Genomic DNA, 23,976 nt, shown 5'->3' with positions numbered 1-23,976 from the left:
CTCTGCCGTCAACGCAGCGGCGGTGTGCTCTCACGGACGACCACATGGCCCTCGATCACTGAGACCTGCGGCTCCGGCGACCGCGGTCCCAGTCCCATACGCAGCGCCTCGTCGGCCGCGCTCTCCCACGGCAGGTGCACTGTGGTCAGCGCCGGGGTCACGTCCCGCAGAGCCTTGATGTCGTCGAAGCCGGCGACCGCGATGCGGGGTGCGGTCTCTCCCCTGTCCCGCAGGAACGTCAGCACGCCGAGCGCCATCGCATCGTTGACGGCGAAGATCGCGTCGACCTCGATCGGCCGGCGGAGGAGTTCACCGGTCAAGGCGTAAGCAGCATCCCGGTCGAACTGGCCGATCAGTACCCGGTCGGCCGGCAGGGTGATCCCGGCGGCAGCCAAGCCATCGATGAATCCCTCGGTGCGCTCGCGCTGGGTGAGGCCGTGTTTGAGGCCGGAGATCACGGCGAAGTCGCGGTAGCCGAGCTCCACCAGCGTGGCCGCCATGTCTCGGCCACCCTGGCGGTTCGCGTACGCGACCGTGTCGAAGGGGAGCCCCTTCTGGGTGATGAGGACGACGCGACCCCCCTCGTCCTCGTACCGCTGCAACGCGTCGACGAGATCGGGGATCGTGGCGTCGTCGGCCATCCGCCCACCGGCGAGCATGAGGAGCTCGGGCCGGTTGCCGCGGGCCATGTTGACCGCTTCGACCAGGTCGGCCGGTTCGGTGCCGGCGGAGATCAGCGTGAACGGCAGCCCTCGTCGCTGGGCCGCCGCAACCACGCCGGCGGTGACCGGGTTGGCATAGTCGTCCGGCATGCCGCTGGCCAGGAGCGTCACGCCGCGCCCGCGTCCGCGCGCGACGGTCTGGGCTGCGAGGTTGGCCGTGTAGCCCAGTTGCTTAGCCGCATCGAGGACCCGTTGCCGGTTGGCCTCGCGGACACCGCGATGACCGCCGTTGAGCACCCGCGATGCTGTCGCCGGAGACACGCCCGCTAGTTCGGCGACGTCGGCGAGGCGTGCTGCACGCGCGAGCGGTGGCTCCTCCGCCATGGTCCTCCTGCCCTTGGGTCCTGAGGATCGATCGTATCCACGTCGCACTCCGGTGACGTCTGAACCTCTCATCGCGGTACCGGTAGTCTCGCGCGCTGTTGTGCCGCCGCGGTGAGATGGTCAGCGACGGCGGCGCCCATCCGGCGTAGTTCGGTCCCCACCGACCCGGCCATATGCGGGGTGAGCAGCACGTTGGGGAGGTCGTAGAGCGGAGACTGCGCAGGTAGCGGTTCGGGGTCGGTGACGTCGAGGATCGCCTGAATCCGGCCGCTGACCAGTTCGGCCTCCAGAGCGCCGGCGTCGATGATCGATCCGCGAGAGGTGTTGATGAGCGTTGCGCCGTCGCGCAGCAGCGACAGCTCCCGGGAGCCGATCATCCGGTGCGTCTCCGGCAGTACCGGGGCGTGCACGGTGACCACGTCGGACGATGTCAGCAAGGTGTCCAGATCGACGTGCACCACCCCGGGTGGAAGGCCTGCCCGGGCGCTCGGATGCGGGTCGTACAGGAGTGTGCGCAAACCCGGGAAGCCCTCAAGGTGGTCGATCACCAGACGGCCGATCCGGGAAGCACTGATGACGCCGACACTGCGGTCGAAGTTCCCGGCCGAGGGGAACTCCTCCTCCCGGTCGACGACGGCGCGCCGGCGCCGGTAGAGCTGCTGAGCGCGGAACGTCTCCTTGTTGGCCAGCAGGATCATCGCGAGGGTGTACTCCGCTACCGGCACGGCGTTGGCATCACCCACGTCGAAGACCGTCAGGTCCCCGCATCCGTCGGGAAGCAGGTGATCGGTGCCCCCGCCGGCGTGCACCACCAGGCGCAGCCGCGGTGCGCGGGCGAGGATGTCCGCGGTGAGTGGCGCGGTATCCCAGCCCGTCACGAGTGCTTCTGCCTGCGCGAGGGTCTGGTCGGAGGCCGGGGACCGCAGGTCGTGCAGGATGTCACCGACCCGCCGTCCCTGGACGTCGCGCAGGACGTCCAGGGACGTGCCGAAGAGTCGTTCGGTCAGCCTGGCCGAGCCGACGGCGAGGGCATAGTCGATCACAGAGTTCCTTCACGAACGAGGCCGGCGAGGGGCCGTGCGGGGATGAACGGGGTGAGGGCGGGCTGGCCGCTACTGGCCGGCGAGGTAGGCGTCGGCCTGCCGGTTCAGTTCTTCCTGCACGGTGGCGAGGCCGGCCTGCTCGACGGCATGCTTGAGGTTGTCGAGGCCTTCGTCCACGTCGACCGCGCCGGCCCACAACGGGTTGCCGTACTCGCCGATCGCTGCGGTGATCTGTGCGTGTTCGGTCTCGATCGCGCTCAGGTCGGGGATGAACCCGGCGAACGGGTCCTGGGTGAAGTTGTTGTAGTCCTTGGACCACTCGAACCACGCCTGTTCCGACTCGCTCATGCGTGAGTACCGGCGCTCCAGTGGGATCCGCCAGCTGAGGGCATAGCCGGGGAAGTTCGCGTAGTCGCTGGTCGGCTCGTACGCGTCCTCGCCCACGGGAGTCCAGTCGGTGCCTTCGATGCCGTACTGGAGCAGGTCGTGGTTCTCCTGGATCGATACCCAGTCCAAGAGTGCCATAGCGGCCTCGGCGTCGGCCGCCGCCGCATTGACTACCACCAGGTTGTCGGCCTGGAAGGTCTGGTTCGGGCGGGCGTCCATACCGTCGGCGAACGGCAGCAGTGTCACCAGGCTGGCGCCGGGCACGGCCGCCTCGAGCTGGCTCAGGTGTGCGGAGGTGTTCGCTCCGTCGGTGATGGCCCAGGTGGTGGCAGCGCCACCGGACTTGAACAGCGCCCCGGCCGTGGCGGAGTCGACATTGAGCCGGTCGGCGTTGATGATGCCGTCCTCGTAGTAGCGGCGGGCACGGCGTAGCGCATCGACGTAGGGCTGGTACTCCCAGAATGGCACCGCGTCCGTGACGCCGCTGCTCGCGGCATCGCGGGAGGGGACGAACAGCAGGGAGTCGCTGGAGAAGTACAGCGGGATCATCGACGGCGATTCCCACCCTTCGGCGAACATCGTCCCGGTGGGAGCGCCGAGCACGTCGAAGACCGAGTTGTTCTTGACGTAGCCGACGATTCCCTCGCCGGCGTGTACGTCGTACCAGAACTGCTCCAACTGGTCGAAGCTGGTGATCTCGCCGCCGGCGTAGCGGTCGATGAGGTCGCCGCGGGCGACGTAGCAGTGGATCCGGGCGGCGCTGTTGACGGCCGGGACGCCGTAGACGTTCCCGTCGCTCCACCGGTTGGCGTCGAACGCGCTCTCGTCGACCGCAGCGGTGAGGTTGCCGTAGTCCCCGCTCGCGAGCAGATCGTCCATCGGCTGCAGCGACCCGCCCTCGATCAGCTGGGCGATGTTGAGCCAGCGGGCAGAGAGCGACGTCTGGAAATCCTCACCGGCGGTGAACTTCAGCAGTGACTGGTTGGCGAAGTTGCTCCAGTTGATGAACTGGGGCTCGATCTCGAACCCGAGGTCGGCGCGCAGTTTCTCGTTCACTGCGTCACGGACCCGGGTCCAGTCCGTGGGTGTGTCCCCGGGGAGGAGCAAGGAGTAGGTCGAGCTCCCCGAGCCATTGCCGTTGCCGGAACCGTTGCCACAGGCGGCGATTCCGACGGCGGTCATGGCCGCTCCGGTACCGGCGAGGAACGACCGGCGGGAGAAGGTGTGGTGGGCAGACATCATGTTCCCTTCGTTGGGTGTGATCTGTGCAGGTGGGCCGCGTCAGCCCTTGGTGGCGCCGAGGGTGAGGCCCTTGACGAAGTACCGCTGGGCGAACGGGTAGGCGAGCAGGATCGGGCCGATCGTGATGACCGTCATCGCGAGTCGCATCTGGTAGACGGGTGCCGCGCTCGTGGTGCCGAGCTCGGCGGCGTTGGTGACGGAGGAGATGAGATTCTGGAGCACCAGCTGCAGCGGGAACTTCTCCGGCTGGCTGAGGAACAGCAGCGCGTGGAACCACTCGTTCCAGAAGGTCACGGCGTAGAACAGGGCGATCACGGCGATCACCGGCTTCGACAGCGGCAGCACCACCTGGAAGAAGATCCGCAGCTCACCGGCGCCGTCGATCCGGGCCGCGTCGAGGATCTCCTGCGGCGTCGCGCGGAAGAAGCTCACCTGCACGAACACTAGGAACGGGGCGATCACCAGCGGCAGGATCACCGCGAACCATGAGTTCTGCAGCTGGAGAACCTGAGTGATGAGGATGTACATGGGCACCAGGCCGCCGTTGAACAGCATCGGGATGTAGGCGAAGACGGCCAGCGGGCGGCTGACGCGCGGAAGGCCGCGGGCGATGACCCACGCGATCCCGGAGGTGGCCGCCACCGCGATGGCTGTTCCGATGCCGGTGATGAAGATGGTGGCGCCGTAGGAGAGCCAGACCCGGGTGCCCTGGAACAGGGTGGTGTAGGCGTCCAGGGAGAAGGGGGTGGGCCAGAAGGAGTATCCGCGCTGGGAGAGTGCGCTCTCCGCCGTCAGAGATCCGGCCACCACCATCCAGAACGGGATGGCGCAGACCAGGCCGAAGCAGATCACGCCCGCGTAGCTGGCGATGGTGAATGGCTCCAGACGGCGGCTCTTGCGCCGAGAAGGGGGCCTCACCCTGGTCACGGGTGCTGTGCGTTCAACGGTGGCAGTCACAGGATCGATGTCTCCTTGGCGTAGCGGCGCTGCACCATCGTGGCGATGACCACGAGCACGAAGCCGACGACGGACTGGACGAGTCCGATCGCCGCCGTGACCCCGAAGTCGCCGCGGGTGCGCAACGCGCGGAAGACGTAGGTGTCGATCACGTCGGTGGTCGGGAATAGGGTGCCGTTGTCGCCGACGATCGCGTAGATGGTGGCGAAGTCGCCGTAGAAGATCCGGCCGACACCGAGCACGAGGAGGATGGCCGCGGTCGGTTTGAGCAACGGCGTGGTGATCCGCCAGGCCATCTGGGCCCGGCTCGCACCGTCGATCTCACCGGCCTCGTAGACCTCCTCCGGGATGGCGGTGATAGCGGCGAGAAAGATCACGCTCATGTATCCGCCGAGTTGCCACACCTTGACGAGAGTGAGGATCCACGGCCACGGCCCCGGTTCGGTGTACCAGGTCACCGAGGGTATGCCGAAGAGTCCGGCGGCGTCGTTGATGAGGCCGCCGCGCCCACCCGGCCCTGCCAGGAAGGCCTGCAGGAAGATGCTGACCACGATCGGCGAGACGAAATAGGGCACGAAGATCACCGACTGGAAGAACCGTTTGGTGACCTTGCCCCGGATCTCGTTCAGCATCAGCGCCAACATCACGCCGACCGCGAGCGTGGCGCTGAGGAACAGCACGTTCAGCAGCAGCGTGTTGCGCATAATGCGCGTCGCGTCGCCCGAGGTGAAGAAGAACCGGAAGTTCTCCAGTCCTGCCCAGGGTGAGGCGAAGACCCCGTCGGCGACGTTGAAGTCCTGGAACGCGACGACCAGGCCCGCCATCGGACCGTAGGCGAACACCAGCAGCAGGATCACTGCAGGAGCCGCGAGGATCACCAGACCGTAGTCCCGGCGTTGTCGCGGGTTCCTGGCCGGGCGAGAACTCGGTGACTGCCGGGCTGCTGCCCTGGGTGTGGTCTGCGGTGGCGCGGTCATCAGATCGCCCGAAGGTCGATGCGTGCCAGCGGCGCGGGGAGTGCCGGGAGCGTCACGGGATCTCTTCTCCGTCGAAGGGTGGTCGCTGTCTCGGGGGAGACGCTATGGCCGTTGGTGAAAGATGTCAAGAAAGAATGAAAGCGCATGCCGTTCGGGGTGTCGGCGCATGATGGCGACGGCATCAGGTGCGTGTGTCTCGATACGGGTGCGTTCACAGGGTCTGGCGGGCTCACGTGGTGTTATTGGTGAATGCGCTTTCAGTGGATGGGATGGTCGCGATGCGATCGCTGACCCAGTCGCGAGCACCTGGTCGCACGGGGGTGCACGTGGACGCCGGCTCTGTGCGACCACGTTCTCGGGTTGCCAGGCGCCGAGGAGTGCGTCCGCCCGTGGGAGGCATCTCCACCGAGTACCACCCCAGGTCGGCTGGTGAGCGGCGTGGCACGATCGTCGCGCTGCACGGGCTGAGGGAGAGTGCCGACACACTGCACCGGCTCGCGACGAACTGGGCTGCCCACGGCTGGGACGTGGTGGTGCCAGACCTGCGCGGACACGGTCGCTCGCCCCGATGGGACCCGGCCGACCCACTGCATCCTGGTGACCGTCTGCTCGCCGACGTCAGGGACGCCGTCGGACCATACCTGGCCCGGGCGGGGCGCGACGACGAAGTGGTGTTCTACGGGCACTCCGCGGGCGGGGCGATCGCCGCAGCCGCGGCCGAGCAGGCCGCCGTGGTGCACGGGGTACTGCTCGAGGATCCGTTCTGGCGGCTTCCGGTGACTGCATTCCAGGACCGGTTCGTGGCCGCACGAGCGGCGCGTGAGTTGCTCGCGTATCAAACGTGGGGGCAACAGCGGCTGGAGGCCCACGGTACGTCTTCCCACCCTGGATGGCAGGCGTGGGAGGTGCGGCAATGGGCGCGCGCCCAGCGCCAGGCCGACGCCCTGCTCGTGCGCAACGGTCACGTCATCCCGACGGCGCCGTGGCCGGACACCGTCACTGCAATCGCCGCATCTGCGCCGGTGCTGGTGGTGACCGGTACAGCCCCCGATGTCGGGATGACGCCCGACCATCGGCGCGTTCTGTCCGATCGCGGCGCCGAGGTGGTGGCGATCGCGGGAGCCGGGCACTTCGTGCGGCGGGACAACCCTGTGGCCTTTGCGCGCACGACCGATGCATGGCTCGAACAGATCCGGACAGTGCCCGGTGTGCGGTCCGGTGCTGGTGCTCGCGGCCGGCCGGAGAGGGTGTCGTGGTGATTGTTCTCGCCACTGTCGGTTCGGCGTGATACGAACGTCTCGTGAACACCACCACCGACACCTCCGGGGCTGAGGCAACCCCTCCGGCCACCCCGTTCCACGACCTCGACTCCTACATCGCCCTCCCGCGTGTGGGCGGGCTGACGCTCTCACCGGACGGTGAGAGCATCGTCGTCGGTGTCTCCACCCTGAGCTCCGATGCCACCAAGTATCTGACCGCACTGTGGGAAGTTGATCCGGAGGGTGTCCAGCCGGCGCGGCGCCTGACGCACGGACTCACCGGAGAGAGCGGAGCCGCTTTCACCTCCGACGGCGACCTGTTGTTCGTCGCCAAGCGCCCCACGGAGGGCGCATCCGAGGACAAGGTCACGCCGGCGCTATGGCTGCTTCCGGCCGCCGGCGGGGAGGCCCGGCAGGTGGCGACCCGCCCCGGTGGCGTCTCCGGAGTGCGGGCCGCCCGTACCGCCGGCACGGTGGTCGTCACTGCCGATGCCATGCCCTCGGCCGCCGATGACGAGTCCGAGCAGGCCATCTGGGACGCGCGCTCGGAGAACAAGGTGTCCGCGATCCTGCACAGCGATTACCCCGTGCGGTACTGGGATCACGATCTCGGCCCCGCCGCTCCCCGGTACTTCGCCGGCGAGGCGAGCACTCAGGACGAGATCGAGCTGCGCGACCTGACCCCCGACGCCGGGAAGTACCTCATCGAGGCTGAGGCCGATCTCGCCCCGGATGGCTCCGCCGTCGTGAGCACGTGGCGGGTGCCCATGGGCAGGGGTGCCGTACGCACCCAGCTCGTTCGCATCGACGTGGCCGATGGCGGGCGCACCGTGCTGGTGGACGACTCGGAGGCAGAGTTCCTGACGCCCCGCATCAGCCCGGACGGGCAACTCGTCGCCTACGGCCGCGAGACGATCACCACTCCCGAGCGTGCGCCCGAGGTGAGTCTGTGGGTGTGCGGGATCGACGGGTCGGCGCCGCGCCGGATCGCCGCGGAGTGGGACCGCTGGCCGGGGGAACCGGTGTGGCTGCCGGATTCGTCCGGGCTGCTGATGGCCACCGATGACGGCGGCCGCTCGCCCGTCTTTCACGTCACCCTGGAGGGTGTGGTCACCCAGGTGACTGACGACGACGCCGCGTACACCAGTGTGGTTGCCGCACCGGACGGCGGGACCGCCTACGCACTGCGGTCCTCCTACGAGTTCCCGGCCGAGGTGGTGCGCATCGATCTGGATTCCGGGGACGTGACAGCGCTGCGCGGTCCGGTGCCGCGGCCGGTGCTGCCCGGAACGCTGCGCGAGGTGGAGGCGACGGCCGAGGACGGCACGCGCGTCCGGTCCTGGTTGGCGCTGCCGGACGCGGCGAGCGAGGACGAGCCTGCTCCACTGCTGTTGTGGATCCACGGTGGCCCGCTCGGGTCCTGGAACGCATGGAGCTGGCGGTGGTGCCCGTGGCTGCTGGTCGCGCAGGGCTATGCCGTGCTGTTGCCGGACCCGGCCCTGAGCACCGGGTATGGGCAGGACTTCATCCAGCGTGGGTGGGGTGCCTGGGGTCAGGCGCCGTTCACCGACCTCATGGCTGCGACCGACGCTGCCGAGGCATTGCCGGAGATCGATCAGACCCGCACAGCCGCCATGGGTGGCTCGTTCGGTGGATACATGGCCAACTGGGTTGCCGGACACACCGACCGGTTCGACGCGATCGTCACGCACGCCAGCCTGTGGGGCTTGGACGCCTTTGGTGGCACCACCGATGCGGCGTTCTACTGGACCCGCGAGATGACGCCGGAAATGGCGGAGCAGAACTCCCCCCACCGCGCCGTCGCCGATATCCGCACCCCCATGCTGGTGATCCACGGAGACAAGGACTACCGGGTGCCGATCGGTGAGGGGCTGCGGCTCTGGTACGACCTGCTCAGCTCCTCCGGACTGCCCGCCGGTGAGGACGGCTCCACCGTCCACCGGTTCCTGTACTTCCCGGACGAGAACCACTGGATCCTTACCCCGCAGCACGCGAAGATCTGGTACCAGGTGGTCTCGGCGTTCCTGGCTGAGCATGTGCTGGGGCAGGCGGCGCCGGAGCTGCCAGAGTTGCTCGGGTAGGAGCGCTGGTCGAGGCCGGCCGGCCCGTCAGCGGGCCAGGTACACGGTGTTGCTCGACTCACCACCGGTGAGCGGGTTGGCGAACGTGACCACCTCGGCCGCGGTGGAGCCGAACACCTGCGCGAGCACGGCCTCGAACTGGGGATCGGGTGGGTCATCCGACCACAGCGCGAACACCCCTCCCGCGGTGAGGTGACGCTGCATCTGCCGCAGTCCCGCCGGGGTGTAGAAATCGGCATGACTCGGGTGCAGCACATGGCGCGGGGTGTGGTCCACATCGAGCAGGATCGCGTCGTAGGTGGTCCCGGGCTCGGTGGTGACAAGCTGGAAGAAGTCGCGCAGCACCAGGCGGCTGCGGGGATCGTCGGCGAGGCCGGCGGTCTCGGGTAACAGGCCGCGGCGGTGCCAGTCGATCACCGGTTCGGCCACGTCCATCACCGTCAGGTCCGCCACGCGTGGATCAGCCAGCGCTGTGTGCGCGGTGTAGCCGAGACCGAGACCGCCCACCAGTACCCGTGCGCCGTCACGGTCGAGCGCGTCGAGGGCGAGAGTGGCGAGTGCCTTCTCGGCGACCGTGAACAGGCTCGACATCAGGTACTCCTCGCCCAGGCGCACCTCGTACACGTCGGTCTTCGCCGTGAGGTCGTAGCGCCGTCGGAGGCTGATCTCACCGACCGGAGTCTGTTGGAAGTCGAGCTCTTCGAAACGGGCTGCCATCAGGCAGTCCTACCACGCGAGGGAGCAGGTCACGTGTGCTGCGGGCGAGCCGTGCGGTGGGCCGCCATGGTCAGTGCCGCTCCAAGGAGCAGCAGGAGTGCGGCGCCGGTGAGCGGGGTGCCGACACCTGCGCCAGTTTCTGGAAGTTCGGGGGCGCTTGGTTCGGGGTTCGCCGGTGCGGGGGTGCTCGGGGTGACCTCCACGGTGACAGTGTCGGTGAGGTTGCCGACGGTCGCCGTGATCCGGTGGGGGCTCGCCTCGGGAAAGGTGACCGTGAGGCCGTCGACGATGTCACTGGACTGGTCGCTGGTCAGCGTGACGGCGTCGTTCTCGATGTCCACCCGGTTGCCGTAGGCGTCGGTTCCATCTACGGCGAACGTGAGGGATCCACCCTCGCGGATCTCGAGGCCATCCGGTGCGCGCAGGTCGATCGCGGCCAGTGGTGCAGCGGTGACGTCCACGGTGGCTGTGGTGGCGATCTCGGGGTCGGAGTCCACTGTGGCGGTGATGGTGTGGGCACCGACGGTGGTGAAAGTGACGGTGTTGCCGTCGACCTCGGCTCCCGTGTTGGTGCCGGGGGCGATGGTGGTGGTGTCAGTCAGGTCGCCGAGGTCGTTGCCGAAGCGGTCGGTCCCGTTGACCGTGTAGGTCACCGACTCTCCCGCGACGATCTGCTCCGCCGACGGCGAGACCTCGATCGCATCCACCGGTCCAGCGGTGATCTCGATGTCGTGGTCGGCCGGTACAGCTGAGGCGAGATAGGCGCCGTCGGTGGATCCGAGGTAGGTGGCACTGACAGCGATGGTGCTGCCTGCGGTGGTGGGGAGCCCGTCGACTGTGGTGGTGGCCTCTCCCTCGTCGTTGACGTTGACGTCGATCGGATCCTGGCCGTCGATGGTGAAGCGCACCGTGCCGCTGAACGCGACACCGGGCTGGTCTTCACCAGCGGCGTCGACGCTCGCGCTGACCTCCACCTCGGCGTCGGTGGCGGCGATCGAGTCAGGAGCCTCTAGGCTCACCTCGGTGTCTACGGCCGACCGCAGCAGCACGGTGTGCCCGTAGCCAGCCGCCACGTCGGTGTAGACCATCCCCTCTGGTAACTCCGGCACGTCCGTTCGCCCGAAGTTGTCGCTGCCGAAGGCCACGGCCTCGCCGTCTGAGCGCAGCAGCACGGTATGGAGGCCACCACCGGCGACGTCGGTGTAGGTCGTCCCGGGTGGCAGGTCCGGCACGTCGGTCCGTCCCTGGGTGCTGGCGCCGAAGGCTTCGACGTTCCCGTCTGAGCGCAGCAGCACCGAATGCCAGCCGCCGGCGGTGGCGGCGGTGTAGACCACGCCCTCCGGCAGCTCCGGTACCTCCGTCTGGCCGTGGCGGTCCTCGCCGAAGGCCACGGCCTCGCCGTCTGAGCGCAGCAGCACTGTGTGGTTGACGCCGGCGGCGACGCTGGTGTAGGTCACCCCGGGTGGTAGATCCGGTACCTCGGTCTTTCCGGCGGCGCTGTGGCCGAAGGCTTCGACGTTCCCGTCTGAGCGCAGCAGCAACGTCTGTCCCCAGCCCGCGGCGGCGTCGGTGTAGACCACGCCCTCTGGCAGCTCCGGTACCTCCGTCTGCCCGTAGCTGTTGCTGCCGAAGGCCACGGCCTCGCCGTCTGAGCGCAGCAGCACCGTGTGGTCGGTGCCGCCGGCGACGTCGGTGTAGGTCACCCCGGGCGGCAGGTCCGGTACCTCCGTCTGTCCGGACCCGCTAGACCCGAAGGCCAACACCTGGCCGTCTGAGCGCAGCAGCACCGTGTGGTTCTCTCCGGCGGCGAGGGCGGTGTAGGTCGCCCCGGGCGGCAGGTCCGGTACCTCCGTCTGTCCGGACCCGCTAGACCCGAAGGCAATGGCGGAACCGCCCGGGACCACCGGCTCGTCGGCCGATGCCGGAGCACCCGCCACTCCGGTCGCCAGCGCACCCGCGACCACGGCTCCCACGACACCCCTGCGCATCCACGTCACGGCATCGAACATAGCGGACGAAAAGTCCGTTTAACAATACTGGGGTCAGGGCCTCATCCGGTTGCGGTGCGCCATCCGGGTGAGTTCGGTCATCGAGACCGGTCCTGCCGGGAGGCCCGGCCGGGGTTCGCCCTGAGGCCGGAGCGCATCGAGGACGAGCACGCGCATCCGGGGGATCACGACCGAGCGCTCCGGTTCTCGCACCCACACCAGATCCGCGAGCATCCCGGCCAGCGACGCGATATCGGTAGCGGCGACGTCGTCGCGGATCCTGCCCGCCGCCTTGGCCTCCTCGACCGCGTGCGCGACCACCCCCGCGGTCGGGCTGACCCGCACCTCGTCGGGAAAGAGACGGTGCACCCTGGCCCCGACCGTCCGGGCGACCGGAACATCGAGGGAGAACTGCACCGTCTGGTCGATGAAGGCGACGACGCGTTCGTACGCGCCCTCGATACTGAGGAGTGCCTGGCCCGCCTCATCGACGCGTTCCTGGAGCCGGTGATACAGGCCGAGGAGAAGGTCCTCGCGGGTGGGGAAGTGGCGGTAAACCGTCCCGATCCCCAGGGACAGGTCCTCGGCAAGACGGTGCAGGCTCACGTCGAGACCCTCCGCGGCGAACACATGCTCGGCATGGTCGAGAATGCGGTCGCGATTGGCCAATGCGTCTTTGCGGGGGCGTCGGCGTGGAGCGGAACTAGTCACGTGGCGCAGTATGCCCGCCCGCGGAGTCGCTCGCGCTCAGTTGAGATCATCGAGCGCCACCTGGCTGCCGGTCACCTCGAGCCTGACCTCGTCGCCGATCACCTCGGCAGAGGTGAGGGTGAGCGCATCCGGAAGGGCGTCAGCCGGCACCTGGAGCGAGCCGAGATCCCCGAGCAGGTCGCCCGGGATCGCGTCGGCATCGACCTCCAGCCCGCCGAGGGAGAAGGTCTGCGGCTCGAGCTGGAGCTCGCCGTCGGAGACCACCGGCTGCAGGGTCGCCTCCAGGGGAACGCCCAGTACGGTCGCGCTCGCGACCAGGTCACCGCCGGTGATCTCGATTGTGACCCCCTCGGGTACGCGGCCCGAGGCCGCCACCGCAGCCTGAACGGTCGTTCCCGGCACGGTGGCGCTCACCGTGAGTTCCTCCACGGTTCGCGGCTCACCCACATCCACCCCTTGGGCGAGGACCTCCACATTGGCGACGTCCAGGCCCTCGTACCGGATGCCGTCGGCCGACAGCTCCACCGTGCTCAGAGAGCCGGTGATCACCTGCGGAAGGAACAGCGCCCCTGCGATCGAGACCTCAAGGTGCTCGGCGTCGGGGAAGGCGGTGCTCAATTCGGTACGGACCCGATCCTCAGCCTGCGCCACCGCCCACCGGTCCAGCGCGTAGGCGCCACCGACCAGGACCAGGAGAAGCGCCAGCGTGCCGATCGCGGCCTTGCCCGAACGTGACATGGCGGTCACGATAACCGGCTCACCTGGGACTCCCGGAATCACTCGTCGATATGGCTGCCGCGAACCGCCAGATCGACGTCGGATTCCGGGGTGTGAACCGCCAGATCGACGTCGGATTTCTCGGGCGTGGGATGCGCGGGCCGAAAATCCGTGGCGCTCGCACCACACCGCTGCCTACCCTCACGGCCATGGGTATGTACATGGTGATGGTGCGTCGTGTCCGGGAACGGGCGGCGCTGGGGGTCGCACCGGCTGAAGGGCTCCTGGGCTGATCGGATCATCCGCGGTGCCGGGCTCCGTGGCGGTGAACTCGTCCTCGATCTGGGCGCGGGAACCGGGGCGCTGACCCGACCCCTCGCCAGGCATGCCGGTCGCGTGATTGCGGTTGAGTTGCACTCCGGCCGGGTGAGCGGGCTGACGGCTGCGTTAGGGTCGTCCGACGCCGTCACTGTGGTGCAGGCGGACCTGCTCGAGGTGCCACTACCGCGGCGCCCGTTCCGGGTGGTAGCGAACCCGCCGTACGCGATCGGGGCCGCCCTCGTGCGCCGGATCACCGCGCGGCACTCGGCACTGACCCGGGCCGACCTGGTGCTGCCGCGGTGGATGGCGCGCCGGTACGCCGCCTCCCCGCCGCACGGCTTCACAGCCGAGTTGGGCGCGCATGTGCCCGCAGCCGCGTTCGTGCCGCCACCGCGCAGCGACTCGGCCGTGCTGGTGCTGCGTCGGGTACGAAAACGACGGTGATACTGCCAACCAGGTGCGTATACGGACCTGGTTGGCAGTATGACCGTCGATTTCATCCGGCGATCGGCCGGACCGACTCCGGATCCACGCTGATCCACACCGATCGCGCCTGCGCCAGCATGCGGTCACCCTGCAGCAGCGCTGTGCCCGCCTGGTGCTTGCGCCCCTGGGAGGAGATCGGCCACGCGAGCACCACCAACTCGGACCCGGGCTCGGGCAGCTCATCGACCTGGACGGTCATCGTGCCGAGCACCACCGGCCGCCCGGCCACCCCCAGCGCCCACCCGCTCGGGCAATCGATCGCGGCCCACACGATCTCCGGCGTCACCTCGCGTGGCACCCAGGCCGCGGCGTACACCCCCTCGCGCACCACGCCGGTGCGTAGGCACAACGCCTCGCTCGGATCACGCTCGATGCCGCACGAGAAGCAGGTGGGGAAGGGGTGATCCACCAGACCGGCGTAGGAGTCGCCGGCCGCCTCCGCCTCCGTGAATCGCACCGGCCCGGGGACATCCTCCGTCCCCACCGGGGGCGCGACCCGAGCAGAGGCGACCTTCACCTGCCCATGCAGGGCGGTCAGCTCCCCCGAGCCAGGATCGGTCCTCACCTGCATGGGAGTGTCCAGCGGCGGGGGAGAGAACAGCCGGACGGAAGCTGCGCCGTCGTGATCGGGCAGCAGTGCGGCCAGGTGCCCACTGGTCCAGCCACCGTTGCCGGAGTGAGGCGGACCGTTGAACTGGGAGGGAACCACGATGTCCATCGATCCACGGTACGCCGGTGACGTCACTCCAGCGCTGCGATCCGGCCGGCGATGAACTGCCGCTCCACCTCGTTCGCCGTCAGCTCGCCGGCTCGGCGCCATGCCGCGGCCGCCTCCCTGGCGCGTCCGAGGCGGGTGAGCAGATCGGCACGTGTGGCCTGCAGCAGGTAGTAGCCGTCCAGGTCGAGATCCTCGACGGCGGACAACGCCTCCGCAGGTCCACGCACCTCGGCCAGGGCTACTGCCCGGTTGAGGGCGACCACGGGGGAGGGTGCCAGCGTGAGGAGTTGGTCGTAGAGGGCGAGGATCTGGTGCCAGTCAGTCGCCCCGGCGGTGGCGGCGTCGCTGTGAACGGCAGCGATGGCAGCCTGCACCTGGTAGGAACCCGGGCGGTTGCGCTGGAGACACCAGCGCACCCATGCCTGACCTTCGTCGATCAGGTCGGCGTCCCACCGGGATCGGTCCTGCTCTGCGAGCGGAACGAGTGCTCCGCCGGGGTCGGTGCGCGCCGGCTGGCGGGACTCGGTGAGCAGCAGCAGCGCGAGCAGACCGACCGCCTCCTCCTCGTCGGGCATCAACGCGACGAGGAGCCGGGCGAGCCGGATCGCCTCCGCGCACAGGTCGGTGCGCACGAGTTCGGCACCGGTGCTCGGCGCGTAGCCCTGGGTGAAGATCAGATAGATCACGGCGAGCACGGAGGAGAGCCTGTCCGGCAGGTCGTGGTCTGCCGGCCGCCGGTAGGGGATGCCTGCACTGGCGATCTTCTTCTTCGCCCGCACGATGCGTTGGGCGATCGTGGGCTCCGGTACGAGGAATGCCCGCGCCACTTCGGGTGTGGTCAAGCCGCCCAGAGTGCGCAGGGTGAGGGCCACCTGCGCCTCGGGGGCGAGCGCCGGGTGGCAGCAGGTGAAGATCAGGCGCAACTGGTCATCGGCCACCGGTCCCACCTCCTCGGGCTCGGGCGGAGGGTGCACCAGCACCGCCTCCGCATGCTTCTGTTCGCGCTTCGCCTCGCGGCGCAGGCGGTCGATCGCGCGGTGCCGGGCCGTGACCACGATCCAGGCGCCCGGGTTGGGCGGGATGCGATCCGCCCACGCGGTCAGGGCCGCGGTGAACGCCTCCTGCACCACGTCCTCTGCGAGGGAGAGGTCGCCCAGCACACGGGTCAGCGTGGCCACGCACCTGCCGTACTCCTCGCGGTAGACGCGGGCCACCCCGGCCTCGTGCGCTGTGCCAGTCTCGTGCTCGGCTCTCGTCACTGGCTCACTCGGACTGGAACGGCCGCACTTCGACCGGCCCCATGCAGGCGGCGGACGCGTCCTGCGCGAGTGCGAGAGCCGCGTCCAGGTCCTCGACCTCGACCACCCAGAAACCGCCGATCTGCTCGCGGGTCTCGGCGAGCGGGGCGTCTGTCACCAGCCCCTTTCCTTTGCTGTTGTCCACCGTGGTGGCCGAGCTGGGGGCTTCGAGGCCGCCACCGAAGACCCACTGCCCGGCCTCGGTGATACGCGTGTTGAAGGCGTCCACCTGGGCGAACGCCTGCTGCATGGTGGCGTCGTCGGGGTAGGTCGGCTGGTCGTAGTCGTGCCACACGGAGAGCAGGTACTGCGTCATCGTCGAACTCCTTGATCGTGAGGCGGGCCCGGTGCCCGCCTCTCATCCTCTCCACGAACGAGGACGAGGGAAATCGACACTCGGCGACAGAATGATCTCGGAGGATAGTGCTGACCATGGTGCGCCCTGGCCGGAGACGCCCGGGTGTGGTTGCCTGATCGGCATGCCACGCGCGTCGCAGATGCCCCGCACACGGGTACGCCGTGGCCTTCGCGCGCTCGGCATCGCGATCCAGGTGGTGGCCGCGCTCTGGATCGTCCTGTTCATCGTCGTCGGCTTCGAGGTTGCCGGAGAGTGGGACCTGGCCTCGATAGTGGGTGTCATCGCCGTTGCCGGCATCGGGGTGCTCGGGGTGTGGCTCGCCCGCCGCCTCACACGCTGGGCATCCGACACCTTGCAGCAGACGATGCGGGCCGACGTGCAGGCTCTGCCGAACTGGGACGGGACACCGTACGGGATCGAGGAGCGAGACGGACGATTTCAGGTGCGCACCAGCGTGACGGCGGTCGTGGCTGGGTGCGTGCTCACCCTGGGCTTCGCGGCTGCGGGGGTGGCGTCCTTGCCTGACGAGTACGGGATGCGCTCGCTGATCAGCTTCAGCGGCTTCGCCCTGCTCAGCCTCCTCTTCGTGGTGATCTTCGCGGGCGTGCGCTATGTGATCGACACCGACGGGATCGAGGTCCGGCGGCCGTGGCCGCGGTGCTGGGCATGGGACGACGTGCCGATCATCCGGTCCGTGCGCGTGCGGCGCGGCTCCGACTACGTCCAGCTCACCGGGCCAGGTGGGCGCCGGCCCCGGCTGATCCTGCCGGTGGCCGTGCTGGAGGTGAGCGCTGTGGACCTGGTGCGCTTCATCCGCAGTCAGCGGGGATTCTGATGTCCCGGTCCTGTCGGCCCGCGTGGTGCCAGTGCCCGTGGACTGGCGCGATCGGGCGCGACCTGGTGACATGCGTTCATGCCTGCCGCACGTGACCTGCCCCGTACCCGCCGCCTGCGTAGTGTGCGGGTGCTGGTGCTCATGGCGGCCATCGGGGCCGTGATCGTTGGCCTCGCCGTGATCCGTGCGCTGCTCGATGACTGGCGCTCGAACTGGGTGGCCGCGGTCATCGTCGCGGCGGTGGCGTTCGCGATCATGGCGGTCGCGTTCCGCGGCGCACGCGCGCTCGGTGAACGCGCTCGGGTCGTTGAGCAGGAGGAACGTGCTGCCCTGGGCGAGTCGCAGGACCCCCTGCCCTACGGGATCGCTGAGCGGGACGGGCTGTACGTGGTGCGCGGTCGGCGCGCGGTCGCCGTGGTGCTGGGGGGCATGGGTGGGTTCTTCGCCCTGATCGGCGTGTTCGTGTGGTCCGCTGTGGAGGAGGACCGGTGGGTCGCGCTCGGCACCATCGCCGGGTGCGGGGTGGTGCTGGCCGCCATGGGACTGCTGGTCGGCAGCGCCCGGGTAGTGCTGGATCCCGAGGGAATCGAGCGTCGATACGGGACCATTCGCCGCGCCTCTTGGGCCGAGGTTCCGACGATCGTGACCTCTGACGCCCGCCGCGTGGAGTTGCGCGGCAACGACCGAAAGATCGTCATCCCGACCATGGGGCTCGACGTGGACCGCAGTGACCTGATCCGCACCATCCGCCGGGTCCGTGGGTTCTGACGTCGTTGGGCCGCGAGCGGGTGGTCGCTACCTGGACGAAAGACCGTCGTAGGGTTCCCAGGTGACTGCATCGGAGAGCCCGCGCCTGCCCCGCGTCCGCGCCAGCGAGCTGACCGGCCGCGGTTGGTTGAACACCGGCGGCCGCGACCTCACTCTCGCGGACCTGCGCGGCAAGATCGTGCTGCTGGACTTCTGGACCTTCTGCTGCATCAACTGCCTGCACGTCCTCGACGAACTGCGGGATCTGGAGCACAGGTACGCCGATGAGCTCGTGATCGTCGGAGTGCATTCGCCGAAGTTCACCCACGAGGCGGAGCCGGATGCGCTCGCCGCCGCGGTCGAACGCTACGGCGTGGCCCACCCGGTGCTCGACGACGCGGATATGACCACCTGGACGGCCTACACCGCGCGAGCCTGGCCCACACTCGTGGTGATCGATCCCGAGGGATACGTCGTGGCCCAGCTCGCCGGTGAGGGGCACGCGCCCAGCCTCGCGGCGCTGATCGAGGATCTGATCACCGAGCACGAGACGAAGGGCACGCTGCACCGAGGCGACGGCCCCTATGTGTCGCCGGAGCCGCCGTCGACGACCCTGCGTTTCCCTGCCAAGGCGATCGAGTTGACCGGCGGCACCCTGCTCGTGGCCGACGCCGGTCACCACAGCCTCGCTGAGCTCGCCCCCGACGGCGAGACCCTGGTGCGCAGGATCGGCTCCGGTGAACGTGGGGCCACCGACGGGGCCCCGGACGAGGCCTCCTTCAACGAACCGAATGGCCTGTGCCTGGTGCCGCCGGAGCTGCGGCGCTCCCTCGGCTACGACGTGGTGGTCGCCGACACCGTGAACCACCTGCTGCGCGGGGTGCGGCTGGACGATGGGCACGTGAGCACCGTGGCCGGGTCGGGCCGGCCCTACCGGGTGGGGGCGCCGGACAACACCGCCCCGGAGGCTCCCGGCCCGCTCGGTCAGAACCTTTCCTCCCCGTGGGACGTGGCCTGGGTGCCGCGGATGGGTGGCTTCCTGGTGGCGATGGCCGGCACCCACGCTCTGTGGGAGTTCGACGGCGAACAGGGCCACATCTGGCACGTGGCCGGCACGATGAACGAGGGTCTCGTGGACGGCGAGCTCACCCAGGCGTGGTTCGCTCAGCCCTCCGGGCTGGCCGTGGGGGAGCCCGGCCAAGTCTGGCTCGCCGACGCGGAGACCTCGGCACTGCGGCTGGTGCACATGACAGGCGGATTCGAGGGAGAGGTGAGCACCGCCGTCGGGCAGGGGTTGTTCGAGTTCGGTCACCGAGACGGCACAGCCGGTACTGCCGGAACTGAACCCTTGCTGCAGCACCCGCTCGGGGTGTGCCTCCTGCCGGACGGCAGCGTCGCTGTCGCCGACACCTACAACGGCGCGGTGCGCCGCTACGACCCGATCACGCGTGAGGTCACCACGCTCGCCACCGGCCTCGCCGAGCCCTCCGATGTGCTTGTGGCAGGCGGGCGTCTGCTCGTCGTGGAGTCCACCGCGCATCGCCTCACCGCCGTGCAGATCGGGCACGAGCTCACCCACGACGGCGCAGCTCACCACGTGCAGCGTCCGGTCGCAGAGGTGGGGGAGCAGGTGGAGCTACGGGTGCTCTTCACCCCGGCGCCCGGCACGAAACTGGACGACCGGTTCGGCCCAGCGACGCAGCTGAGCGTCTCGGCGACCCCGCCCTCCCTGCTCGCCTGGGGCCACGGCGAGGAGACGGACCTCCGCCGGACACTGCACCTCACCGAAGGGCAGGGGGTGCTGCACGTGAGCGCTCGTGCGGCTGCGTGCGACGCGGACCCTGCGGTGGAGTTCCCGGCGTGCCACCTGGCGCAGCAGGACTGGGGGATCCCGGTGCGGGTGGCCGCAGGTGGTGAGGCGGAGTTGACGCTGCCACTGTTCGGCTGAGCGGCTACTCCTGCCGCGCCGCAGGGCTGCGGTCGGCTGTCAGGCGGCCGGTGGGAATCGCTTCCCCAGGTCGGTGAAGACCGCCTCGTTGAATGCGAACGCCTCACGCGCTTCGGTCACGAGGCGCTCGCGGCCGGCGTCGTCGAGGGGGAGGGCGTCGAGCGCCTCGCGATAGGAGGCCTTGAACGGAGGGATCTTCTCGATCTGGTCGAAGGTATAGAAGCTCAGCCCCGTGGTCAGGCCGTAGTGGCGCTGCATCATTGTCCTGATGACCTGGCCGCCGGAGAGGTCGCCGAGGTAGCGGGTGTAGGCGTGGGCGGCGTAACCGGGCAGATTGTTGATCGCGTCCATGCGTTCGGTGTAACGGCGGGTGGCCGGTTCGATCTCGGGGACCGCGCCCGTGAGATCGGTGAGATCGGCGAGATCGCGGTGCAGGGCTGACGAGCGGGCCAGCTCGGGGCGCACCAGTGCCGCAGCGCCGGGCTGGTCCTCGACGCGCTTGCCCAGGCGCTCCAGCGAGGCGTAGATGGCGCGGTGCTGCCTCACGAGCGCGGTGAACGCAGTGAGCGAGAGGTGACCGGCCATCAGGTGGGTGACGAACCCGGTGGACTCTGCACGGGAGTGTGCCTCGCTCGTGGCCTCCCGCACGAGAGTGCTGATCGGGAGTTGCGTCGAGGTGATCGACATGGGGCCTCGTTCTGACAGAGTGTCGTGACAATGTGTCATCACACTAGGTGAGGTCAGCCTCAACTGGCAAGCGTTTCTCGATGTTAGCGAAACGGTGGCGTTGCGAAAAGGTGGCGGTGTGCGGGTCGCCGGACGCCATGAGGGGCGCGGGGTTGTGTGGCGGGACGTGCGCGGTGCGACGTGAGACGTGCCAGAGCGCGACGCCTGAAAGGTGCGTGGATGCTCAGGCGGGCGTGAGAGCCGTCTCGCGCATCCCGACGGCCCGCAGCACGAAGTGCTCGGTGGCCTCGATGGCGCGGCTCCGTTCGGGTTCGGCATCGGGAAAGGTGCGCCCGGACAGGCAGGAGTTGATCAGCGGGACGACTGCCTCGACGTCCTGATCGGGCAGTCGTCCGGCGGCGATCCCGGCGCGCAGGATCCCGGCCAGCAGCTCGGCGACCTGCCACACGTGCTCGCGCAGGCGGGCCTGGGTGCTCCCGGAGACGACGGAGCGTAGATCCGGGCCGGACGTGACGTGGTAGACGGTCTTGAGGTTGATCTGCTCGCGCACGTAGACCCGCAGTTGCTGCTCGGGATCGTCCACGTTCTGCAGCGACACCCGCAGGTCGGCGACGAACTTGGCCGTCTCGTGCTCGATGAAGCTCAGTAGCAACGCTTCCTTGTCGGGGAAATGGTTGTAGACCGAGGTTCGTCCGACCCCGGCCGCTGCGGCGATGTCGGCCAGGCTGACCGTGTCGAAGCCGGATTCGGTCATCAGGCGCGAGAGCGCGTCGAAGAGCTGGGTCCGGACGTGCTCGCGGTGCTCAGCGAGCGTGGAGCCGATGATCTTGGGCACGGCGACATCATCGCATTTCGTGACAGATGCCGCGAATCAGTCGGAAAATTTGTTCCCTCGACCGATAGTGCGCACGGCGTGGACCACCGGGAGGTCCGGTTCGAGCCATGGCACGTCGAACGGATCCTCGAGCGGCAGCCACCGCAGCACGTCATGGTCGGCGAGCGGTTCCGGCGTGCCGTCGGTGATCCGGGCGAACCAGATCCGCATGGAATGGCCATGCAGGATGGGCCAGTCGCCGCCGGACGGGCCAGGGATCCGATCGCCGAGCTCGACCGAGATGCCGAGCTCTTCGTCCAGCTCGCGACGCAGGGCGGCGATGTCATCCTCGCCCTCCTCGACCTTGCCCCCGGCGAACTCCCACTGACCCGCCAGCGACTTCGGTGCGCTGCGGCGCGCGGCAAGCAACTGGGCAGGGCGATCGAGGTCGTCCACGATCGCCGCGGCGACGACGAGTCGGGAGTGGGCGGCGGCAGTCACACCGCGATCGTATCGGCGCACCTGCATGCTCGCGGTCCCTGGTTGTCCACAGCGCTTGTCCACAGGTGTGTGTACGCCGGGCATCCGTGCAGGTCACGGCTGTGGACCGCGGGCAGGGAGGTGGCCAACGAGGTGAACGACGTGCGAACGGGTGACGGGAGCGCATGTGATCGCGCCGATTGTGGCCGGAGTTCGCGGTCGAACTGTTCACCGAGTGTTTCGCACACGCCTGGCTGGAGAGGAAGGGGGTCGGCGCATGGGGCTGAGTGGGTCGGTTGCCGATGTGGACGCGGGCGGTTGTCCACAGATTTCCTCCACAGGTCTGTGCACAGATCGCGTCCTTGCAGGTCACGCTGTGGACATCGCTGTGTACCGCGAGCGGGGCCAAAACTCGTCCTCCCAGCCCCTTGCGCTGAGATGTGACGCGGACTACACATGACTCATCGAGTTCACCGACTCGGTCGCAGAAGGTGGGACGGACGTCCTGACGGATGCGGGTCCGATATCCACGTGCGCCGCGGGGGAAACCTGGGCGGTCGACCGGGGAAGACGGACCGGCAGCCTGAGGGTCACGATCCGCTGGACGCGACCGGACCGCTCGGCAGGCGACTGCGGGGCGGGCGGCGTGAAATCGGACCGCACCGAACGGATTCCGGGAGGGGCGAGCCGAGATCACAACCGCGAGGTTCCAGGGAGTGATCCCGGGGAGTGTGAGAGCGGCGGACCGGGAGACCGGCCGGCGCAGGAGTTCCCCGGACGGACTTGGAATCGCGCGGAGCGCGAACCAGGGACGCTTGGGACGTGCAAGCGCAGGGATGTGAGGAGTTCGCTCCACACGCTCCGCGTCGTGCCACCTACGGGACGCTGCAGGACGGCACACCCGGCCGACGGACTCGAGTCCACCCGGGATCCCACCGATGATCGCTGCGGCTTCAGGTTGCGGCGAGGCGTGCAGACGCCGATCGGATGGCCCTGGACGGATCCTCTCCTGGATCGTGCCGCCACCCCTCCGGTGGCGCAGGCGGTCGACTGAACCGTCGAGAACCTCAGGGGATGAGCAAGGCCCCTCGGACGCCTATTCCGAGGGGCCTTCGCTCTGCCTACTCCCATCATGGCGGCACGTCCGGACAGGATCGGACCAGACACACCGCTTGTCGGTGATCGTTCGTGTGATGTTCACCCCACCCGGTCGGCGAGCCGGCGAGCCAGCGGACCGCGAGCCTGCCACCCTGTCCGGTTCGTCCGGCGGACGGTTACGCTGGAGCGGTGATCGAGTTGAAGACTCCCGCCGAGATCGAGGCGATGCGTCCCGCCGGTGCGTTCGTGGGCCGGGTGCTGAATGCGCTCGCAGACGCGGCCGATGTCGGCGTGTCCCTGAACGAGCTGGACGCCCTCGCCCACCGGATGATCCGGGAGGAGGGTGCGACGTCCTGTTACATCGACTACCACCCGTCGTTCGGGGCGAGCCCGTTCGGGAAGGTGCTGTGCACCTCAGTCAACGACGCCGTGCTGCACGGGCTGCCCAACGACTACCGGCTCAAGGACGGCGACCTGCTCTCGGTCGACTTCGCGGTCAGCGTCAACGGATGGGTGGGGGATTCCGCGCGGAGCCTGATCGTCGGAACTCCGCGCGAGGAGGACCAGCGGATCATCCGGGCCACCGAGGAGGCGCTCGCAGCCGCCATCGACGTGGCGACCGTGGGGAACAAGATCGGCGACATCTCTGCTGCGATCGGTGAGGTTGCCGCCTCCTACGGCTACCCGGTGAACACCGACTTCGGTGGCCACGGTGTGGGCCGGGAGATGCACGGTGCCCCGCACGTCCCCAACACCGGCCGCCCCGGGCGCGGGCTTGCGCTGCGGCCCGGTCTGGTGATCGCGATCGAGCCATGGTTCATGCTCGGTACCGACGAGATCTACACGGATCCGGACGGCTGGACCCTTCGTTCGAAGGATGGTTCCCGTGGCGCGCACTCCGAGCACACCGTGGCGATCACCCCGGACGGGCCGCTGGTGCTCACCGCCCGCGACTGAGCCCGGCTGAAGCTGACTGTCGCTGACTTGCCCAGGCTGACCTGACTGTCCGGCGTGTCGTCAGCGGCGAATCTCCCTTGTCA

General features: G+C 68.9%; 22 protein-coding genes. 7 read left to right on the top strand and 15 right to left on the bottom strand.

All coding sequences use genetic code 11. From position 1 onward, the window contains the following. Window positions 1-8 precede the first annotated feature (8 nt). The 5 genes from FV560_RS00625 to FV560_RS00605 all read right to left on the bottom strand — a co-directional run bounded on the left by FV560_RS00625 (window position 9) and on the right by FV560_RS00605 (window position 5,652). On the bottom strand, window positions 9-1,046 hold the full coding sequence (locus tag FV560_RS00625; RefSeq protein WP_159618250.1) for a LacI family DNA-binding transcriptional regulator: 1,038 nt from the start codon (window positions 1,044-1,046) through the stop codon (window positions 9-11). 68 nt (window positions 1,047-1,114) lie between these two features. Beyond that, the gene (locus FV560_RS00620; protein ID WP_159618248.1) at window positions 1,115-2,089 is read right to left on the bottom strand and encodes a hydroxyacid dehydrogenase; all 975 of its coding nucleotides are present in this window, start codon (window positions 2,087-2,089) and stop codon (window positions 1,115-1,117) included. 69 nt (window positions 2,090-2,158) lie between these two features. Then, window positions 2,159-3,718 carry an ABC transporter substrate-binding protein gene (locus FV560_RS00615; protein ID WP_235019840.1) on the bottom strand — a complete coding sequence of 520 codons (1,560 nt, stop codon included), beginning with the start codon at window positions 3,716-3,718 and terminating at the stop codon, window positions 2,159-2,161. Window positions 3,719-3,757: 39 nt separating this feature from the next. Beyond that, a complete protein-coding gene (locus FV560_RS00610; RefSeq protein WP_159618244.1) occupies window positions 3,758-4,675 on the bottom strand; it encodes a carbohydrate ABC transporter permease in 918 nt (305 codons plus the stop codon). Beyond that, window positions 4,672-5,652, bottom strand: a complete 981-nt coding sequence (locus FV560_RS00605) for an ABC transporter permease (protein WP_159618242.1) — start codon at window positions 5,650-5,652, stop codon at window positions 4,672-4,674. The genes FV560_RS00610 and FV560_RS00605 overlap by 4 nt, the downstream gene beginning before the upstream one ends. Before the next feature lie 389 nt (window positions 5,653-6,041). Here FV560_RS00605 and FV560_RS00600 point away from each other — a divergent pair, with 389 nt between their 5' ends. Next, a complete protein-coding gene (locus FV560_RS00600; protein WP_159618240.1) occupies window positions 6,042-6,911 on the top strand; it encodes an alpha/beta fold hydrolase in 870 nt (289 codons plus the stop codon). Between the two features lie 41 nt (window positions 6,912-6,952). After that, entirely contained in the window at window positions 6,953-9,013 is a 2,061-nt protein-coding gene (locus tag FV560_RS00595) for a S9 family peptidase (protein WP_159618238.1), read from the top strand. Between the two features lie 27 nt (window positions 9,014-9,040). On the opposite strand, the gene FV560_RS00590 is transcribed toward FV560_RS00595, so the two are convergent. From FV560_RS00590 to FV560_RS00575, 4 genes are read right to left on the bottom strand one after another with little or no spacing between them, the layout of a single operon-like run. Continuing rightward, window positions 9,041-9,730, bottom strand: a complete 690-nt coding sequence (locus tag FV560_RS00590; RefSeq protein ID WP_200837462.1) for a spermidine synthase — start codon at window positions 9,728-9,730, stop codon at window positions 9,041-9,043. A 29-nt stretch (window positions 9,731-9,759) separates the two neighbouring features. Then, window positions 9,760-11,718, bottom strand: a complete 1,959-nt coding sequence (locus tag FV560_RS00585) for an RCC1 domain-containing protein (RefSeq protein WP_235019894.1) — start codon at window positions 11,716-11,718, stop codon at window positions 9,760-9,762. 54 nt (window positions 11,719-11,772) lie between these two features. Then, window positions 11,773-12,429 (bottom strand): TetR/AcrR family transcriptional regulator, encoded by a 657-nt coding sequence (locus tag FV560_RS00580; protein ID WP_159618234.1) that lies wholly within the window; start codon window positions 12,427-12,429, stop codon window positions 11,773-11,775. 36 nt (window positions 12,430-12,465) lie between these two features. After that, window positions 12,466-13,167 carry an LmeA family phospholipid-binding protein gene (locus FV560_RS00575; protein WP_159618232.1) on the bottom strand — a complete coding sequence of 234 codons (702 nt, stop codon included), beginning with the start codon at window positions 13,165-13,167 and terminating at the stop codon, window positions 12,466-12,468. A 216-nt stretch (window positions 13,168-13,383) separates the two neighbouring features. Between FV560_RS00575 and FV560_RS00570 the strand changes: the two genes are divergently transcribed. Further along, window positions 13,384-13,911 carry a 23S rRNA (adenine(2058)-N(6))-methyltransferase Erm(C) gene (locus tag FV560_RS00570; protein WP_159618230.1) on the top strand — a complete coding sequence of 176 codons (528 nt, stop codon included), beginning with the start codon at window positions 13,384-13,386 and terminating at the stop codon, window positions 13,909-13,911. A gap of 52 nt (window positions 13,912-13,963) precedes the next feature. Here the strand turns inward: FV560_RS00570 and FV560_RS00565 are convergent, their stop codons facing one another. From FV560_RS00565 to FV560_RS00555, 3 genes are read right to left on the bottom strand one after another with little or no spacing between them, the layout of a single operon-like run. Further along, window positions 13,964-14,671, bottom strand: coding sequence for a hypothetical protein (locus FV560_RS00565; protein WP_159618228.1), 708 nt, complete (start codon window positions 14,669-14,671; stop codon window positions 13,964-13,966). A 23-nt stretch (window positions 14,672-14,694) separates the two neighbouring features. Further along, a complete protein-coding gene (locus tag FV560_RS00560; RefSeq protein ID WP_159618226.1) occupies window positions 14,695-15,930 on the bottom strand; it encodes an RNA polymerase sigma factor in 1,236 nt (411 codons plus the stop codon). A 4-nt stretch (window positions 15,931-15,934) separates the two neighbouring features. Beyond that, the gene (locus FV560_RS00555; RefSeq protein WP_159618224.1) at window positions 15,935-16,285 is read right to left on the bottom strand and encodes a YciI family protein; all 351 of its coding nucleotides are present in this window, start codon (window positions 16,283-16,285) and stop codon (window positions 15,935-15,937) included. 163 nt (window positions 16,286-16,448) lie between these two features. Between FV560_RS00555 and FV560_RS00550 the strand changes: the two genes are divergently transcribed. The 3 genes from FV560_RS00550 (at window position 16,449) to FV560_RS00540 (ending at window position 19,857) form a co-directional block, all read left to right on the top strand. Further along, entirely contained in the window at window positions 16,449-17,162 is a 714-nt protein-coding gene (locus FV560_RS00550; protein WP_159618223.1) for a hypothetical protein, read from the top strand. Window positions 17,163-17,240: 78 nt separating this feature from the next. Further along, the gene (locus FV560_RS00545; RefSeq protein WP_159618221.1) at window positions 17,241-17,930 is read left to right on the top strand and encodes a hypothetical protein; all 690 of its coding nucleotides are present in this window, start codon (window positions 17,241-17,243) and stop codon (window positions 17,928-17,930) included. A 61-nt stretch (window positions 17,931-17,991) separates the two neighbouring features. Then, window positions 17,992-19,857, top strand: a complete 1,866-nt coding sequence (locus FV560_RS00540) for an NHL domain-containing thioredoxin family protein (RefSeq protein WP_159618219.1) — start codon at window positions 17,992-17,994, stop codon at window positions 19,855-19,857. A gap of 39 nt (window positions 19,858-19,896) precedes the next feature. On the opposite strand, the gene FV560_RS00535 is transcribed toward FV560_RS00540, so the two are convergent. The 3 genes from FV560_RS00535 to FV560_RS00525 all read right to left on the bottom strand — a co-directional run bounded on the left by FV560_RS00535 (window position 19,897) and on the right by FV560_RS00525 (window position 21,859). Continuing rightward, window positions 19,897-20,544: a biliverdin-producing heme oxygenase gene (locus tag FV560_RS00535; RefSeq protein WP_159618217.1), complete on the bottom strand. Its 648-nt coding sequence runs from the start codon at window positions 20,542-20,544 to the stop codon at window positions 19,897-19,899. Window positions 20,545-20,767: 223 nt separating this feature from the next. Further along, window positions 20,768-21,379 carry a TetR/AcrR family transcriptional regulator gene (locus FV560_RS00530; protein WP_159618215.1) on the bottom strand — a complete coding sequence of 204 codons (612 nt, stop codon included), beginning with the start codon at window positions 21,377-21,379 and terminating at the stop codon, window positions 20,768-20,770. Window positions 21,380-21,415: 36 nt separating this feature from the next. Then, window positions 21,416-21,859, bottom strand: a complete 444-nt coding sequence (locus FV560_RS00525; RefSeq protein WP_235019839.1) for a (deoxy)nucleoside triphosphate pyrophosphohydrolase — start codon at window positions 21,857-21,859, stop codon at window positions 21,416-21,418. 1,266 nt (window positions 21,860-23,125) lie between these two features. Between FV560_RS00525 and map the strand changes: the two genes are divergently transcribed. Next, a complete protein-coding gene (gene map / locus FV560_RS00520; protein ID WP_159618211.1) occupies window positions 23,126-23,893 on the top strand; it encodes a type I methionyl aminopeptidase in 768 nt (255 codons plus the stop codon). Window positions 23,894-23,976 lie beyond the last annotated feature (83 nt).

Origin of the sequence: Ruania rhizosphaerae, assembly GCF_009805705.1 — a bacterium.
Taxonomy (GTDB): Bacteria; Actinomycetota; Actinomycetes; order Actinomycetales; family Beutenbergiaceae; genus Ruania; species Ruania rhizosphaerae.
The sequence above is the reverse complement of the archived record's forward strand: the minus strand, read 5'-3'. Positions and strand labels throughout refer to the sequence as shown.